Source organism: Butyrivibrio hungatei NK4A153 (assembly GCF_000424465.1).
GTDB lineage: Bacteria > Bacillota > Clostridia > Lachnospirales > Lachnospiraceae > Butyrivibrio > Butyrivibrio hungatei_A.
Genome location: NZ_KE384195.1, coordinates 59,519 through 75,905, shown reverse-complemented (window position 1 = coordinate 75,905; position 16,387 = coordinate 59,519). Strand labels below are relative to the sequence as shown.

General features: G+C 40.7%; 15 protein-coding genes and 1 riboswitch. Of the genes, 11 read left to right on the top strand and 4 right to left on the bottom strand.

Annotated features, from left to right (window positions below):
• Positions 1–113 precede the first annotated feature (113 nt).
• Entirely contained in the window at positions 114–1,577 is a 1,464-nt protein-coding gene (locus G628_RS0112250; protein ID WP_027209250.1) for a GGDEF domain-containing protein, read from the bottom strand.
• Positions 1,578–1,751: 174 nt separating this feature from the next.
• Here G628_RS0112250 and G628_RS0112245 point away from each other — a divergent pair, with 174 nt between their 5' ends.
• From G628_RS0112245 to G628_RS17395, 5 genes are read left to right on the top strand one after another with little or no spacing between them, the layout of a single operon-like run.
• Entirely contained in the window at positions 1,752–2,201 is a 450-nt protein-coding gene (locus G628_RS0112245) for an NfeD family protein (RefSeq protein ID WP_026654453.1), read from the top strand.
• Positions 2,202–2,223: 22 nt separating this feature from the next.
• The gene (locus tag G628_RS0112240; RefSeq protein ID WP_026654454.1) at positions 2,224–3,138 is read left to right on the top strand and encodes an SPFH domain-containing protein; all 915 of its coding nucleotides are present in this window, start codon (positions 2,224–2,226) and stop codon (positions 3,136–3,138) included.
• Between the two features lies 1 nt (position 3,139).
• Positions 3,140–4,924, top strand: coding sequence for an ABC transporter ATP-binding protein (locus G628_RS17400; RefSeq protein ID WP_034500929.1), 1,785 nt, complete (start codon positions 3,140–3,142; stop codon positions 4,922–4,924).
• Positions 4,921–6,729 carry an ABC transporter ATP-binding protein gene (locus G628_RS0112230; protein WP_027209249.1) on the top strand — a complete coding sequence of 603 codons (1,809 nt, stop codon included), beginning with the start codon at positions 4,921–4,923 and terminating at the stop codon, positions 6,727–6,729. The genes G628_RS17400 and G628_RS0112230 overlap by 4 nt, the downstream gene beginning before the upstream one ends.
• Positions 6,726–7,619: a metallophosphoesterase family protein gene (locus tag G628_RS17395; protein WP_051199192.1), complete on the top strand. Its 894-nt coding sequence runs from the start codon at positions 6,726–6,728 to the stop codon at positions 7,617–7,619. Before G628_RS0112230 ends, G628_RS17395 begins: the two co-directional genes overlap by 4 nt.
• Here G628_RS17395 and G628_RS0112220 read toward each other — a convergent pair.
• The gene (locus G628_RS0112220; protein WP_027209248.1) at positions 7,616–8,005 is read right to left on the bottom strand and encodes a hypothetical protein; all 390 of its coding nucleotides are present in this window, start codon (positions 8,003–8,005) and stop codon (positions 7,616–7,618) included. The two genes, G628_RS17395 and G628_RS0112220, sit on opposite strands and share 4 nt — an antisense overlap.
• Positions 8,006–8,281: 276 nt before the next feature.
• Between G628_RS0112220 and G628_RS0112215 the strand changes: the two genes are divergently transcribed.
• Positions 8,282–9,325: an SseB family protein gene (locus G628_RS0112215; RefSeq protein ID WP_026654457.1), complete on the top strand. Its 1,044-nt coding sequence runs from the start codon at positions 8,282–8,284 to the stop codon at positions 9,323–9,325.
• A gap of 79 nt (positions 9,326–9,404) precedes the next feature.
• Here G628_RS0112215 and G628_RS0112210 read toward each other — a convergent pair whose 3' ends face one another.
• The gene (locus G628_RS0112210; RefSeq protein WP_026667006.1) at positions 9,405–9,731 is read right to left on the bottom strand and encodes a hypothetical protein; all 327 of its coding nucleotides are present in this window, start codon (positions 9,729–9,731) and stop codon (positions 9,405–9,407) included.
• 208 nt (positions 9,732–9,939) lie between these two features.
• A riboswitch (cyclic di-GMP riboswitch) is annotated at positions 9,940–10,026 on the top strand.
• Between the two features lie 68 nt (positions 10,027–10,094).
• On the opposite strand from G628_RS0112210, the gene G628_RS0112205 reads away from it, so the two are divergent.
• The 3 genes from G628_RS0112205 (at position 10,095) to groL (ending at position 12,892) form a co-directional block, all read left to right on the top strand.
• Positions 10,095–10,760: a hypothetical protein gene (locus G628_RS0112205; RefSeq protein ID WP_026667007.1), complete on the top strand. Its 666-nt coding sequence runs from the start codon at positions 10,095–10,097 to the stop codon at positions 10,758–10,760.
• 199 nt (positions 10,761–10,959) lie between these two features.
• A complete protein-coding gene (locus tag G628_RS0112200; protein ID WP_026654460.1) occupies positions 10,960–11,244 on the top strand; it encodes a co-chaperone GroES in 285 nt (94 codons plus the stop codon).
• Positions 11,245–11,269: 25 nt separating this feature from the next.
• Positions 11,270–12,892: a chaperonin GroEL gene (gene groL / locus G628_RS0112195; RefSeq protein ID WP_026654461.1), complete on the top strand. Its 1,623-nt coding sequence runs from the start codon at positions 11,270–11,272 to the stop codon at positions 12,890–12,892.
• Positions 12,893–13,194: 302 nt separating this feature from the next.
• Here groL and G628_RS17390 read toward each other — a convergent pair whose 3' ends face one another.
• Positions 13,195–13,842: an N-acetylmuramoyl-L-alanine amidase family protein gene (locus G628_RS17390; RefSeq protein ID WP_242827228.1), complete on the bottom strand. Its 648-nt coding sequence runs from the start codon at positions 13,840–13,842 to the stop codon at positions 13,195–13,197.
• A gap of 700 nt (positions 13,843–14,542) precedes the next feature.
• Here G628_RS17390 and G628_RS0112185 point away from each other — a divergent pair.
• Together G628_RS0112185 and G628_RS17385 are read left to right on the top strand one after the other, a co-directional pair.
• Positions 14,543–15,262: a queuosine precursor transporter gene (locus tag G628_RS0112185; protein ID WP_081670713.1), complete on the top strand. Its 720-nt coding sequence runs from the start codon at positions 14,543–14,545 to the stop codon at positions 15,260–15,262.
• Positions 15,259–16,008, top strand: a complete 750-nt coding sequence (locus tag G628_RS17385) for a hypothetical protein (RefSeq protein ID WP_051199190.1) — start codon at positions 15,259–15,261, stop codon at positions 16,006–16,008. Before G628_RS0112185 ends, G628_RS17385 begins: the two co-directional genes overlap by 4 nt.
• The last annotated feature ends 379 nt before the right edge of the window (positions 16,009–16,387 follow it).

Here is a 16,387-nt window from a genome sequence, read left to right as displayed (position 1 = left end):
TTAAAACGATGAATAATCAAACAATAAAGTGTGAAAAATAATAAATAAAAAATTAAGGAATTGCATATATATCGGGCTTTTAGGAGGGATTTATCAAATGCGTATCAAAATGTTCAGCGTCTCATGTCGGGATGTCTTTTATAGAATTCGTTTTTGTCCTGATACATTCGCTCGTCTGCGTATCTCATTGCAAGCTCTAAAGGGCCTGAACCGCCATCGTGATAGTATCCTACTGCAAAGCACAGTTTGTTGGGATCGCTGGTGAGCTCGCGTAGTTTCTTTATCTTTTCCTCAAATTCGCGCTCGGTACTGTGCGTAGAGATAATAGAAAACTCGTCGCCACCTGCCCTGTAGATATTATCATCTTTAAAGATGTCCTTAAGGATATCGGCTGCGGCGGCAATAAGCTTATCACCGGCATCGTGTCCCTGATTGTCGTTTACTATCTTAAGACCGTTGATATCGCAAAAAGCAACAGAGAACGGCATTGGATTAAATTTGAATTTGATCGAAAATTCTTCAACATCGGCATTCATGCAGTTTCTGTTCTTTACACCCGTAAGAATATCTATATTGCTAAGGTATTCGAGTCTTTCAAGGAACAGATGGTTTGCAACCTCGGCTGATAAAAAGAATGATAAGAGCTCGAGCATTTCTTTGGCTTTTGTCATTATACGGGCATCAAAGTTAGAAATATACAAATAACCAATAATGGAGTTTTGGCGCAAAAAAGGTACGAGACAAAGATTGAACACATTACTGGCCCTTAGTGTTTTTACCCACGCAGGTGCTTGTGTCTCATAGTAGTTTAGATCGTCTTCGTTTTTTATGATTATCGCATTTGTGTGCTTAAGCAGCATTTCCCAGCTGGCAACCGTAGAGAAAGGAATATGAGAGAAGATTTCTTTTATACTTACATTATCCATCGTGGAGCCGCTGATAACTTCGTATTTTTTAAGGTCACTCTGGTATGACATTACGCTCGCACCATAGGCACCTGTATACTCTCTGATGTAATCCGTAACAAGCTGCATACTGGAATAGAAATCATTTTCACTTTGGAGCTCGAGACAGGCTTTAATGATAAAAGAAGCAATATCGGGAGATACTGCGGAAAACTTATTTACATCCATCTCTTTGTTGAGGGTGTATATAAAAAGGCAATAAGCAACATCCGGATCTTTTTCGTCATCGCTTACAGCGACAGGGAGGAAGAAGTCTTCGGTCCAGTAGCCGTACATTTTGGTTGTATCTACATAAGTATGGAGAGGTTCTTTTTTCCAGGCAGATTTATAGCAGGCATCCTCGAATTTGGGCTCTTTTTGCACGTTTATTGTGTAAAGAGCGCCTTCTACCTTGGATTCGACTTCTTTTTTCTTTTCATCAAGATCTTTGTTGTTGGATACTTCGTCCTGAAAAAAAATAGCAAGACAGTCATTGGTGAATGAATCATTTATGACAAAATAGCGCAGTTCGGCACAGTTACCGTGTTCGTCTCTTTTTATCGATAAAACGGTTGCAGAAAGAGGTATAGAATTTACTGCCACTTTAAGCTTGGAATAAAGATCACGATTCATATGCAAATGTCCTTTCCTCTCTATATATGATAACCGCGATTTAAATAATAATCAAATGATATAGCGATAAAAAATCAATAAACCAATTAAGACATATAATGGTTAATATATAAATAGCTTTTTTGCCTAAAAAACTGTATAATACGAGTAATACTAGGGAGGAAGGGGGCATCTATGGATTTTATTTCTACACCGGCCGGTTATTGGCTGATAATCACTGTTGTTTTTGCATTAATTGAACTTGCAACCGTAGGACTTGTGACAATTTGGTTCGCGGCAGGCAGTTTTGTAGCGATGATACTTGCGCTCGTGGGGGCAGGTATTCCGGTTCAGATTGCTGTTTTTGTGCTTGTTTCAGTCATATGCATTGCGGCGGTAAGACCTCTTGCAACCAAGCATTTTAATAACAAGCTGACCAAGACCAATATTGATTCGGTTATCGGAAAGAAACTGATCGTAAAGACCAGGATCGATAATATGAATGAGAGCGGTAAGGTTGAGCTTGAGGGCTCAATATGGCTTGCAAGGTCGGTTGATGACGACACTGTTATTTCCGAAGGAGAGGAAGTTGTCGTTGAGAAGATCGTCGGAAATAAGCTGATGGTAAAAAAAGTAACTGATTAAAAAATAAGGAGAGGACATAATTATGGCAGTGGTATCTATTGTAATCGTTCTTGTGATAATTTTGCTTGCGGCAAATATCAGGATCGTGCCTCAGGCACATTCATTCATAGTTGAGAGACTCGGAGCTTACAAGGAGACTTGGGATGTAGGTCTTCACATTAAGGTTCCGTTTATAGACAGAGTGGCAAGACAGGTTGACTTAAAGGAACAGTATTGTGATTTCCCGCCTCAGCCTGTTATCACTCAGGATAACGTAACAATGCAGATTGATTCAATCGTATTCTTCAGAATTTCAGACCCTATGGCTTTTGCATACGGTGTAAGAAATCCTATCGGAGCTATCGAGAACCTTACTGCAACAACACTTCGTAACGTTATCGGTTCACTTACACTTGATGAGACACTTACATCAAGAGACCAGATCAACGCACAGATGCAGGATGCGCTTGATATCGCGACAGATCCTTGGGGAATCAAGATCACAAGAGTTGAGCTTAAGAACATCAATCCTCCCGAGCAGATCCGTGACGCAATGGAGAAGCAGATGAAGGCTGAGCGTGAAAAGAGAGAGAAGATCCTTTTTGCAGAAGGTGAGAAGCAGTCACAGATCACTGTTGCAGAAGGTGAGAAGCAGAGTAAGATTCTTCAGGCCGAAGCTGATAAGCAGGCTACAATCCTCAGAGCTGAAGCTGAGAGAGAAAAGAGAATCCGTGAGGCTGAAGGTCAGGCTGAGGCTATCAAGAATATCCAGCAGGCTAATGCAGAGGGTATCAAGATGCTCAAGGAAGCCGGAGCAGATGAGTCTGTTCTTACACTTAAGAGCCTTGAGGCATTTGAGAAGGCTGCTGACGGACAGGCAACTAAGATAATCGTTCCTTCAAGTATTCAGAGTGTAGCCGGACTTGCGGGATCATTAAAAGAAATTGTAAAAGGATAATATGATTATTTTTTATTTTCTTGAGGGATGCTTGTTTCTCTATTTTGTAAGTATATTCTTTTCAGTCATTGTGACTGTTTTGGACTTTTTGGGCCCTAAGATAATTCAATATACTGTTGATTATTGTATTGCGGACACTGCCTTGGAAAAGGGCAGTGTTCCGTTATTAATGGAAACACTGGTCGAAAAGGTCGGAGGAAGAGAGTTTCTGCGTGAACATCTTATATATGTCGCGGCTGTGGTTGCGGCTATAGCGGTTGCCGCAGCAATCTGCAGGTATCTGATGAAACTCATAAACTCCTACGCCGCGGAGAAATTCGTTCGCAGAATGAGAGACAAGCTTTTTGAACATATTATGGAGCTGCCTTTTTCATGGCACAGCGAGAATCACACAGGTGATATCATTCAGCGCTGCACTTCTGATGTGGACACGGTAAAGATGTTTATTTCGGAGCAGCTTCATTCTCTGGTAAGGATAATAATCAGGATAGTGGTCGCGGTTTATTTCATGCTAGGCATAAATAAGACCATGACACTTATTTCTGCGACGTTTATTCCTGTCATAGTTTTGTATTCATGCTATTTTCACAACAAAATAAGAGCAGGTTTCGAGAAGGCTGACGCCGAAGAGGGAAGGCTTTCGGCTACCGCACAGGAGAATCTTACGGGTGTCAGAGTCGTAAGGGCTTTTGGGAGAGAGAAGTACGAAAGAGACCGCTTTGAAAAAAGAAATCATGATTACACCAATCTCTGGATAAAGCTTATAAATATTTTGGCGGCATTCTGGGCTTCAAATGACCTTATTTCCGGACTTCAGGTCATGATGATTACGATTTTCGGCGCAGTATTCTGCGTAAGAAGCTATATTACTGTCGGCGAATATATTGCTTTTGTCGCTTATAATGCGATGCTTACCTGGCCCGTAAGGGCTCTGGGAAGGATAATTTCCGAGATGAGTAAGGCGAGAGTTGCCATAGACCGTATCGGTTACATCATAAACTCTGAAGCTGAGAAAGACAGCGAAAATGCGACTGAGCCCGATATGCGCGGAGATATCAGATTCGAGAATGTTTCATACAGATATGAGAACGGTTCGGATGAAGTTGTAAATAACGTAAGTTTTACAATAAAGGCAGGAACAACAGTCGGAATTCTGGGCGGAACCGGCTCGGGAAAATCAACTCTTATGTATCTTTTGGACAGGCTTTACAAGCTGCCTGAAGAAAACGGAAGTATTTATATAGGAGATATGAATATAGCCGATATCAAAGCGAAGTATTTAAGGAAGAACATAGGACTTGTGCTTCAGGAACCTTTTCTTTTCTCCGGAACTCTTTCCGAAAACATTGGAATAACCAAGAAGGATCCGGATATGAAGGAGATAAGGGAAGCTGCTAGGATAGCGGCGCTTGATGATACGATTCTTTCTTTTAACAAGGGATATGACACCTATGTGGGAGAGCGTGGCGTCACCCTTTCCGGTGGCCAGAAACAGAGAACGGCGATAGCACAGATGCTTCTGTCAAAGCCTCCGATCATGGTGTTTGACGATTCGCTGTCAGCGGTTGATACGGAGACTGACATCAAGATAAGAAAAGCGCTGTTCGAAAACTCAGGGGATTCCACGGTTATAATTATTTCTCACAGAATAACAACACTTATGCACGCCGATAAGATAATCGTGCTTGATAAAGGCAATCTTGTTCAGATGGGAGATCATGACAGCCTTATCAGGCAGGATGGAATGTACAAAAAAATCTACGAAATACAGACGCAGGGAATATGAACGAAGAAAAAAACGTAAAGCTGCCATTTTTTGGCATACCAAAACTATATCCGTACATTAAGCCTTATCTCAAAAAGATTTTACTCATGATCTTTTTGGGTGTGATAAGTTCGCTTTTTGACTCTGTATATCCGATATTTAACAGATATGCGCTGGATAATTTTGTGGTAAAAAACACTTTGAAGGGACTTCCCGCTTTCATAATTCTCTATGTGGTCGTGCTGATCGTTCAGGTTGTCGATAATTTCGTTACCTGCGCTCTGTGCGGACAGGTGGAGATGTGTATGGACAGGGACCTTAGAAATGCCTCTTTTAACCATCTCCAGGAGCTGTCGTTTGACTACTTTAACAGAAATAATGTCGGATATATACATGCGCGTGTTATGAGTGATACGGGTAAAATAGGCGTTATGGTGGCATGGAGGATGATGGATGTCATCTGGAACGGCTCTTATATCCTGTGGGTTTTTGTGATGATGACCATATTAAATCCAAGGCTTGCGGCTTATGTGCTTGTAATGGTGCCGATCGCTGCGGTGATTGCAATTTATTTCCAGAAGAGACTTCTTGTTCTTAACAGAAAGATCAGGGAAATAAATTCGACCATAACCGGTAATTTCAACGAGGGGATCACAGGTGCGAAGGCGATAAAGTCACTTGTCGTTGAAGGTAAGATTACAGACGATTTTGAAAAAGATACCGAGAAAATGAGAAGGGAATCGGTTCATTCCACGCATTATTCGGCTCTTTTTTCATCACTTATAACGATGCTTTCCACACTTTCGCTTGCGCTTATTCTCTGGAAGGGTGGAAAACTGTCAACCGAAGGATTTATGCAGATCGGAACGCTGACTGTGTTTATCTCATATGCACTTGGTCTTCTTGAGCCTGTGCAGAATGTCATTGTCACAATATCTGAGATGATCGCGGTACAGGTAAATGTGGAGAGACTTTTTAAACTCTTGGAGACGGAATCCGATGTTTCCGATTCGAAAGAAGTAATAGAGAAGTACGGTGATACTTTTAATCCCAAGAAAGAAAACTGGGAACCTCTGGTAGGAGATATTGAGTTTAAGGATGTGTCTTTCAGATATCCTGACGGAGATGAATATGTTCTTGAGAATTTTAATCTAAAGGTGCCGAAGGGAACAAATGTGGCGATAGTCGGCGAGACAGGTGCGGGTAAGTCTACGCTTGTCAATCTTGTCTGCAGATTTTTTAAACCCACCAAAGGTCAGATCCTTATTGACGGACGTGACGCGGCGGAGAGGTCGCTTCTGTGGCTTCACAGTAATCTGGGATATGTGCTTCAGACTCCGCATCTGTTTTCTGGTTCTGTCAGAGACAATCTCAGGTACGGCAAGGCAGATGCGACGGATGAAGAGATTATGGAGGCGTTAAGGCTTGTATCTGCCGAGGATATAATCAAAAAGATGGAGAAGGGCCTTGACAGTGACGTCGGCGAGGACGGAGGCATGTTGTCAACGGGAGAGAAGCAGCTGCTTTCTTTTGCGAGGGCTATACTTGCAGATCCCAAGATACTTATATTGGATGAGGCAACGTCTTCGATAGATACTGTTACGGAGAGGGCTATACAGGACGCTATAGTCACTGTTACCAAGGGCAGAACCTCTTTTGTTATAGCACATAGGCTGTCAACTATCGTAGATGCTGATATAATATTGGTAGTAAGAGACGGTAAGATTACTGAAAGAGGAAAACACAAGGAATTGATGGCGCTGAAGGGGTATTATTACGATCTCTTTACAAGACAGTTTGATGAACGGAGTTTTAGTCTTATATGATGGATATTGCGGTATTTGCCGATATACACGGCAATCATTCTGCGTTGCAGGCTTGCATTGATTATACGATGGAGAGAGGAATAACGAATTTCATACTCTTGGGGGATTATGTGTCGGATTGCCCGTATCCTCAGAAGACAATGGAACTTATTTATGTTCTCAAGCAGTACTTTAATACCTGCATAATCCGCGGAAACAGAGAAGAGTACCTTCTTAACTACAAGAAAAGAGGCGGAGAAGGCTGGAAAGCCGGATCTTCGAGCGGAAGCCTTCTTTATACTTATAATAATCTTACGGAGAAAGATTTTGATTTTTTTGCTTCGCTTCAGAATCAGGGAATATATGAGATGCCGGGAATGCCGAAATTTCAGTATTGTCATGGTTCACCCGAGAATACCAGTGAGGTGCTTATCAGAGAAAAGAGAAATACGAAGCGGATACTTGCGCATATGAACACGTCGCTCCTTCTTCACGGGCATGTGCATATTCAGGATGCATATGTTTACAGAGGGAAAAAAACGGTAGGGCCCGGATCTATAGGTATTCCGTGGTTCCATGGAGGAAAGACGCAGTTCTGCATTCTTCACGGAAACGGGAAGACATGGGAAGAAGAGCTTATTCAGCTTGAATATAACAGGAAAGAAATTTTAAAGGAATTTAAGGAGTCGGGCCTTTGCAATATTGCACCTGCCTGGGCCGCACTTGCGATGCACACGATAAGGACGGGAGTAGATCTTACTGAAACAGTTATGCTCCGCGCCATGCGATTGTGCGAGCAGGAGCGCGGAGCAGTTAAATGGCCGGATATTCCGGAAAAGTACTGGGCTATAGCTCTTAAAGAGAACTATATCGATCTTGCGGGAAAAGAGATTCCGCATAAAACAAATTAAGTTGTTGTATCAATTGATACAGAAGTGTCGGCGGCAGTAGTTTTACTGCCGTCTTTTTCGTATTGTTTAAGCTGGTTATCAAGCCAGTTCGATTTGAATTTCTCGTATTTGTCTGTAGTAACTTTGCTTGTGTCTTTGGTATTTGATGTAGAAGTTACTTTCTTTGAATCTGTAGCCTTGTCGGGATCTGAAACAGAAACGTTTGCAGTGCTTCCTGTTTCGCGATATGCATCAAGTGCTGCCTGATTGCCGACTTTTTTCACATATGATTTCATAAGCGAACTGTAAGAGCCGTTTTTTATGCTTGAATAATCCGAAATAAGATTGCTCATATCGGACATGTAATTGTATGAGCCCGATAGACTGTTAAATATATTTGTGCTCATAACATTGCCCTCCTTGTACATGCGATACATCTGTAAACTCAAAACATCCATGTTTTGAAAGCGACATTTTCTTAACAGTATTATGTAATATAAGTGCCGTGGATGCAATTTATTTATTATTAAAAGAGTATGAAATAATTATGGCAGGTTTTAAGAGGGCTAATTATTGCTATAAGAGGGCGCACATGGTAAAATGTTAATAGGGAGTTTATATAATTAATTTCCTAATAACGTAGCAGAAGAAACAGCAAAAGACAAAAGGGATATTTTTTATTAATGACAAGAGAAGAGAGAACACAGCATGCACATGCCATAAGTGACAGGTATGTGCCAAGGATAAGTCCGGATGAAACAGAAACCATGAAGGAGATTAAAAAGCTCCCGATCCAGGATATTATTACGATTCATTCAAATGCGTGTTATGCAGTCGAAAAGGGATTATTTGTAGGTATAAGCAAGGATACCTTAAAGAAGAAGGATGCGCACGCAGTCAGATTTGTTAAGGCAATAGACGTACTTAAGAAGATCATAATAGAAAGGCTTAAGTCAGCGGAATGCCTTTGGACGGTTACAGACAGGATAACTCATTCGCCGTTTATCGATGACGGAAACAGGGTCTGGGTTTTTACGGAAAGAGAGTATGCCGATGAATGTGTCGGTTACTTTATGAAACAGTTCAGAACAACATTTGAAGTAACTGAAATACCTCACAGCGATCTGTTCAGATTCTTTGGTATCTCGGCTTATATGCGCGGAGTAGCGGTTTTTCAGGTAGATATCCTGGCATATTCTGCGATATCTATTAAGAGCGAAGAAATAATCCCGGCGCCGGATTTTAGCAAGACGCCTGCAATAAACCGTCCTGTGATGAATCCGGATTTTTTCCGCTCGGTGGCAAAGTTCCAGGAAGAGCGCCTTTACAGTGCCGATTATGACGGGAAAAAAGAAATGCTTAAGAAGCTTGAAGAAGATATAGTCAAAACATTTCGAAGTGCTTCGTTTCTGGTGCCTGTCAAAGGGATGGACCAGATTGCCAAAAGAATTGATGCAAAGGGTTCGGTGAAAAAGGGGACAAAGATTTCCATTCCCTGCCTTTCCAAAGGAAGCGGAAAGAATGAAACTAACGCAACTCCGGTATTTACCGACTGGGATGAATTTAATAAGGTTTATTCCCAGGAAGAGTGGGGCGGCTGGATCTGGAAAGCATCGGATCTTATGGGCGCGCCTGAAGATATGATTGTTGTTAATTCGGGATCGCTTGGCTTTGAGATGTCCAAGGGCATGATCAGAAAAATGCTCGGACGAAAGAAACTTATGTAAATATTTTAGGTATATAAAACCTCCTGTCATTAGAAGTTGGCAGGAGGTATTATTATGAGCTTTTTTGATGTTTTGACATTCAATTTTGGGAATGCTTTGTATCCGGACTTTCATCTTCGGTATCATTCGTAAGAAGCGTGTTTTTCATATATGAATAGTTGATGAGCCTCTCGGCATACTGCTCCGCGATATTATATGCAAAAGATATCTTTCGGATATTTGAATCAATATCGTGCATTGTTATGTTGATCTTGGCTGCCATCATGCGTACGTAGCTTTTGTTGGCGGGATCAAGCTCCATTTTTTCGAACTTTGCCAGGAGTTCGTTGATCTCTTTTCTGCAGCTCTCAAGTTCTTTTTTATGCGATGTAAGTTCATCATTGATGAATATTATTTTAGTTTCCATAGCATTTTCCAATCTTAGAGACGAAGTTTCTCTACATTTTTGTAAAAAATATGTTAATAAAATGATTATAAATAATTTTTCCGAATGATGCAAGAGTTTGTGCCATAAAAGTGGATTATAAGGCTGGAATATTTGCAAATAAAGGAGAATGCCTGACATGGGGTGGCTGAGATTGATAATATTTTACAGTTATGTTAAAATTAACATATATAAAACAGGGCAAACATATAGCAATGTATGGGCGCAAAGTCGTAAATCTTTTATATTTATATAAAGAGATGGTTTGACTGCAAAATAGCGGGTTGATCTGCTGTTTGTGCGGTCTTTTTTGTTAGTTGGGGTTTTTGAAAGGGAGTTGGTTGTATGAAAAAAAGAATTTTGACATGTTTAATGGCAACAGTGCTGATGTTCGCACTTTCCGGATGTGATGAGCTACCTGAAATAGAGGGACTGCCCGAAATCGAGGGATTACCGGATATAGAGGAAGTATCCGATATAGGTGAATTTGTTGAGTCTTTTATCAATGATGAAAAGGATATTGACATAGAAGGATTATTTAGTGAAAGCAGCTCGGAAGAATCATCCGATGGAGCTTCGGGAGAAGAAGCGGCTACGGAAGCAACTTCCGAGGAACCTGAGCTTCCTGCCGGTTCTTTTGAATACAACGGAAAAGTTGCTTCAATAAATGATGATATTGAAACGATACTGAGTGTTATCAGTACGGAAGATAATCAGACGGGCGATAATTCCGGAAATATCTATTATATTGATACCGATAGAATGATTCTTTTCACTGAAGAGGTCGATGGGGTTAAAAAGCCTGCACAGCTTACGGTTCATGATGAGAACTTAAAGACTTCCAAAGGCATTTCCGTCGGAAGTACGGAAGAAGAATTAAGAGCCGCTTACGGAGAGCCTTCAAGTGAAGCTGATGAGGGAAGCCATATCATGAATTATGATTTCAAGGACTGCGGAATCACGTTTGCAGTGGATGATAAGATTGTTGCGATTACGTATTTTAAGCCATAAAAAAGTATATGATGCAAAAGAGAGAAAAAAAGAGAATATGAAAGAAAAAACGCGAATATAATAAATATGGTATTATATTCGCGTTTGCACATATAAAGCGAAGTCACTAATATATGTTCTTAGAGGTTAGCACTCAACTTAAAAGAGTGCTAACAATTAAAAAGATTATTCAAACCATCATATAAAGGAGGCATTTGTAATGAAATTACAACCACTTGCAGACAGAGTTGTATTAAAGCAGCTTGAAGCAGAAGAGACAACAAAATCAGGAATCGTACTTCCCGGAGCAGAGAAGGAGAAGCCTCAGCAGGCAGAAGTTATCGCTGTCGGACCCGGTGGAGTAGTTGACGGTAAAGAAGTTACTATGCAGGTTAAGAAGGGTGACAATGTTATCTATTCAAAATATGCCGGAACAGAAGTAAAGCTTGATGATGTAACATACATTATTGTTAAGCAGAACGATATACTTGCTATCATTAAATAATCAAACACATTCGGAGGACAAATAAATGGCAAAGACAATTAAGTACGGCGCAGACGCCCGCACAGCTATGGTGGAAGGCGTTAATAAGCTTGCAGATACAGTCAGAGTTACAATCGGACCTAAGGGTAGAAACGTAGTTCTTGATAAATCATACGGTGCACCTACAATCACAAACGACGGTGTTACAATTGCAAAAGAGATCGAGCTTGAAGATGCTTATGAGAACATGGGCGCTCAGCTTGTAAAAGAAGTTGCTACAAAGACTAACGACGTAGCAGGTGACGGAACAACAACAGCTACAGTTCTTGCACAGGCAATGATCAATGAAGGTGTTAAGAACCTCGCTGCAGGTGCTAACCCCATCGTACTCAGAAAAGGTATGAAGAAGGCTACAGAGTGTGCAGTAGAAGCTATCGGAAAGATGGCTACAAAGGTTAAAGGCAAGGATCAGATCATGAGAGTTGCCGCAGTTTCATCAGGAGATGATGAAGTTGGACAGATGATCGCTGACGCTATGGAGAAGGTTTCAAACGACGGCGTTATCACAATCGAAGAGTCCAAGACAATGCAGACTGAGCTTGACCTTGTAGAAGGTATGCAGTTTGACAGAGGATATATCTCAGCTTACATGGCTACAGATATGGACAAGATGGAAGCAAATCTTGAAGATCCTTATGTTCTTATTACAGACAAGAAGATCTCTAACATCCAGGATATCCTTCCTCTTCTTGAGCAGATCGTTAAGACTGGATCTAAGCTCCTTATCATCGCTGAGGATGTAGACGGTGAGGCTCTTACAACACTTATCGTTAACAAGCTTCGCGGAACATTCAATGTAGTAGCTGTTAAGGCTCCCGGATACGGCGACAGAAGAAAGGCTATGCTTGAGGATATCGCAATCCTTACAGGTGGTAAGGTTATTTCTTCAGACCTTGGCCTTGAGCTTAAGGATACAACACTTGATGACCTCGGAAGAGCTAAGAGCATCAAGGTAGAAAAAGAGAAGACAACAATCGTTGACGGTCTTGGAGAGAAAGATGAGATCGCAGCAAGAGTTGCTCAGATCAAGAAGCAGATTGAAGATACAACATCAGATTTCGATAAAGAAAAGCTTCAGGAGAGACTTGCTAAGCTTGCAGGCGGTGTAGCCGTTATCAGAGTAGGTGCTGCAACAGAGACTGAAATGAAAGAAGCTAAGTACAGAATGGAAGACGCTCTCAACGCTACAAGAGCTGCTGTAGAAGAAGGTATCATCTTCGGTGGTGGATCGGCTTATATCCACGCATCTAAGGAAGTTGAGAAGCTTGCAGCAAGCCTTGAGGGAGATGAGAAGACAGGTGCTAACGTGGTTCTTAAGGCACTTGAGGCTCCTCTTTTCCACATCGCTAACAACGCAGGTCTTGACGGATCTGTTATAGTTAACAAGGTTAAAGAGAGCAAAGTCGGCGTAGGCTTCAATGCATACTCAGAAGAGTACGTAGACATGGTTAAGGACGGAATCATCGATCCTGCCAAGGTTACAAGAAGCGCTATCCAGAACGCTACATCCGTTGCATCAAGCTTCCTTACAACAGAAGCAGCCGTTGCAACAATCAAAGAACCCGCTCCCGCAATGCCCGCTGGGGGACCCGGTATGGGGATGATGTAAGCGATAACGAGCAAAACTCGCCAAGCACATAATCAATCGCCACGTAGTGGTCAAAATAAAAAAGAGAACTGCCCTCAAGCTTGCTTGAAAGGGCAGTTCTCTTTTTTATTTTGAAAAGCTCCGAAGGAGCGTGATTGATTATGCGCTTGGCAGAGCTTTGCGACAACGGACGACAAGAGAAAAAGCACCACATCGTACTGATTATTTATAAGCAATGTACGATGTGGTGCTTTTCTCTTGTATGGGCGCTCGCACTATGCCATCATCGCATAACCGCTCGCAATTCCCCAACTCACTCTCTTTTAATAATAAATCTCTTCATACTCCTCAACCGGTGTCTCATACGAATACTCTATATATTCCGCATTATCTGCATAATAATCATTAGATTCACTATAATCTACATCCTCACTATTTTCCGCAGAATAATCTTCTGTATCATCTTCAGTATCATCACTATCATCCAGACCATAATTTATGTCGTCTTCAGATGCATGCTTGGGATATGTACTTGTAACTTCTTTTCCCTCTTCGGCAGCCTTTAGATCTGCCTTAAACTGATCCCACTTTTCCGGATTTTTTACATAATACATCGGACACTCTTTTCCGGTAACTTCGTAATGCCTTATAACATGGTCCGTACTGAGATTAAATGTTGCTCTGAGCCAGTTTACGAGCTTTATCAGAGACTGGTAAGACTCATCTGTAAATTCGCCTGTGACATCCGGGTGGCATACCTCAATAGAAATGGTGTCTTTGTTTCTGTCATTACTTGAAGCGGACTTTTCAGTGAGAGGAACGCACATTATTATCTCGCCATCCATTCCTACAACAAAATGTGAGCATACATCTGAATCCTGCTGGTTGTAGAAATCTCTGTTCTGCTGTGCGGTAGTCCTTGGGTTACCGACATAATGGATTACAATGTCATTTATACCTTCAAGAATCACACCACTTCTTGATGGGTTGCCTTGATCTATAAGTTGAACATCTATCCAAGATGGAATTTTTGTCTCTGCAGCAATCTCAACGTTACTTTTTTTGGATAAAATCAGGAATGCTTGTGCTCCGAGTGATATCAGTATGATTAATTCTATAAAAAGAAAAATTACATTTTTTTTGAGTTTGTTTTTCCTTTTTGGAGCAGTTTTTTTTGTTTGGTTCCGTTGCCTTATATTTTTACTTTCGTTAAAATTTATTATGCGATTGTTCGGCATGAATTGTGCCGGTTGTGCTGCCATGTGTCTGTTCATATCTTTATACTTTCTTTTGCTGTAATAGATTGAATAAATATGTTAAAGGGGGGTTATTGTTTAGTAATAGTGTATTAACACTCCTAGTACACTTATACCATGTTTTAGAAATAGTGTCAATGATTATCATTAAGAAAAATAATATACGAAATAAAATACGTCTTGACACCGCCCAAAACTCGTAGTACTATACCCAAGGTCATATCAGTAATGACCCGACAGTTCGTTTGCACCATCCTGTCGTTAAACAAAACCAGGGCTGATTGGAAATAACATGTATTATCATGCATTCTGATAGCTCTGCGTACATTCGCAGAGCTTTTTCTGTTTTTGTTTCTGATTTTCCCTGCGCAATTATTTGATACAAACTTTTATTATTAAAGAAAGGTCATAGAAAATGAATTTATTACTGGGCATATTGGAACTTATCGTATGTTTTTCGGGAGTCCTTGTAATGGACAAGCTTTTTGGAAAGTGGGGGCTCTATACATGGATGGCACTTGCAGTTGTTTTTGCAAATATTCAGGTTTCCAAGCAGGTTGATATCGGCGGTATCTCAACGGCTCTTGGAAATGTCATGTTTGCTTCGACATACCTTACGACAGATATTCTCAATGAGAAGTACAGTGACAAAGCAAGCAAGAATGCTGTGAAGATTGCGGCGGCAGCGCTCATTGCCTATATTATCTTTGCGATATTCACACAGCTTTTTGTTCCGAATTCATATGATACGGTAGATGGTGCCATGAAAAGCATTTTTGCTATGTCTGTGAGAATTACGACAGCGTCCGGAGTAATGTTTGTGTTATCAAACTGGGTGGACGTTATTCTTTATCAGAAGATTAAGCAGAAGACAGGTGGAAAATATATGTGGTTCAGAAATAACATATCTACCATCCTTTGCAACTGTGCTGAGAACTTCGGATTTTCAATACTTGCATTTATCGGAACATTTCCGCTTTTATATTGTCTCGAAGTTGCTCTTGCGGGATCTGTTATAGAGATGCTTATTGCGGCCTGCGATACGCCGTTTTTGTACCTTGCGGGATATCTTAACCGCAAAAGCGGGATTCTTTTGGAAAAAGATGATGACGACGAGCAGGAGGCAATGGCATGATCTACGATCTTGTGCGCTATCAGCTTGTTGATGAGAATACGACCTCTATGAAAAGAGAAAATGTGCTGTTGGTCTCTCTTGGTTGTTCCTGGGGAAAATGTACTTTTTGCGATTATCAGGATGATAAATCTTCGTCAGTCCTTGCATGTGATTCGGTAAATAAAAAAGTACTCGCTCAGGTAAAAGGAGCGGAAGTGGGGGCATCGGTCCTTGAAGTTACATGTTCGGCGTCATATACAGAGCTTCCGTTTACTACGATCAACTACATCAGGGAAACTTGCAGGGATAAGGGAATTAAGACAGTTATCCTTGAAGGACATTATATTTATAGAGATGCAAATCGCTTTTTCACCGAGTTTTTTAAGCAGTATGGTATTAATACGGTTTTTCGCTGCGGCGTTGAAACCTTCGATGAGCATATCAGAGAAGATATTCTGCATAAAGGACTTCCGGGCGTTACACCTGAGCAGATAGCAGAGCATTTTCAATGGATCAATATAATGTTCGGGATGGAAGGTCAGACTATCGAACAGCTCAAAAAAGATATTGAGATAGGACTGGAGTATTTTGACCGAGTTAATCTAAGTATATATACAACGGTAAAGAACGGGCCTGAGCGTGATGTTGACGCGATAGAAAGATTCTATAACAGCGATTTCTACAAAGAACTTAAAATGAATCCTGCAATTGATATCTACGATGAATGGGATGAAGGGAACGAGCACAAAGTGGGGCATGATATATAGATGATAGAGCTGCTCTATCAACAAACGGAGATAACTCAGATGAGCTGTCTCCGTTTTGTTTACAGTTTACTTTAATTATTATTTTTTGTGATGCTATCAAAGATTTTTTGAATCTCGTCTTTGGGAAAGTCGGGGATCGAAGCTACTACAAGATCGAAAGATATTGGAGATAGGACTATATATGTTTGATTCAAAGCACTTGAATATATATATACTTATGATGATTAGGGGCAAGATATAATTTTCGAATAATTATAAAATCTTGTTTAAAAAAAGGAATATTCTGAATTTATAAAAAATTTACTGTTAATTATAGTTAAACTATAAGATAATAAAAACATACCGAAAGAATGATATGCTGTTATTAAATGACAGCAAG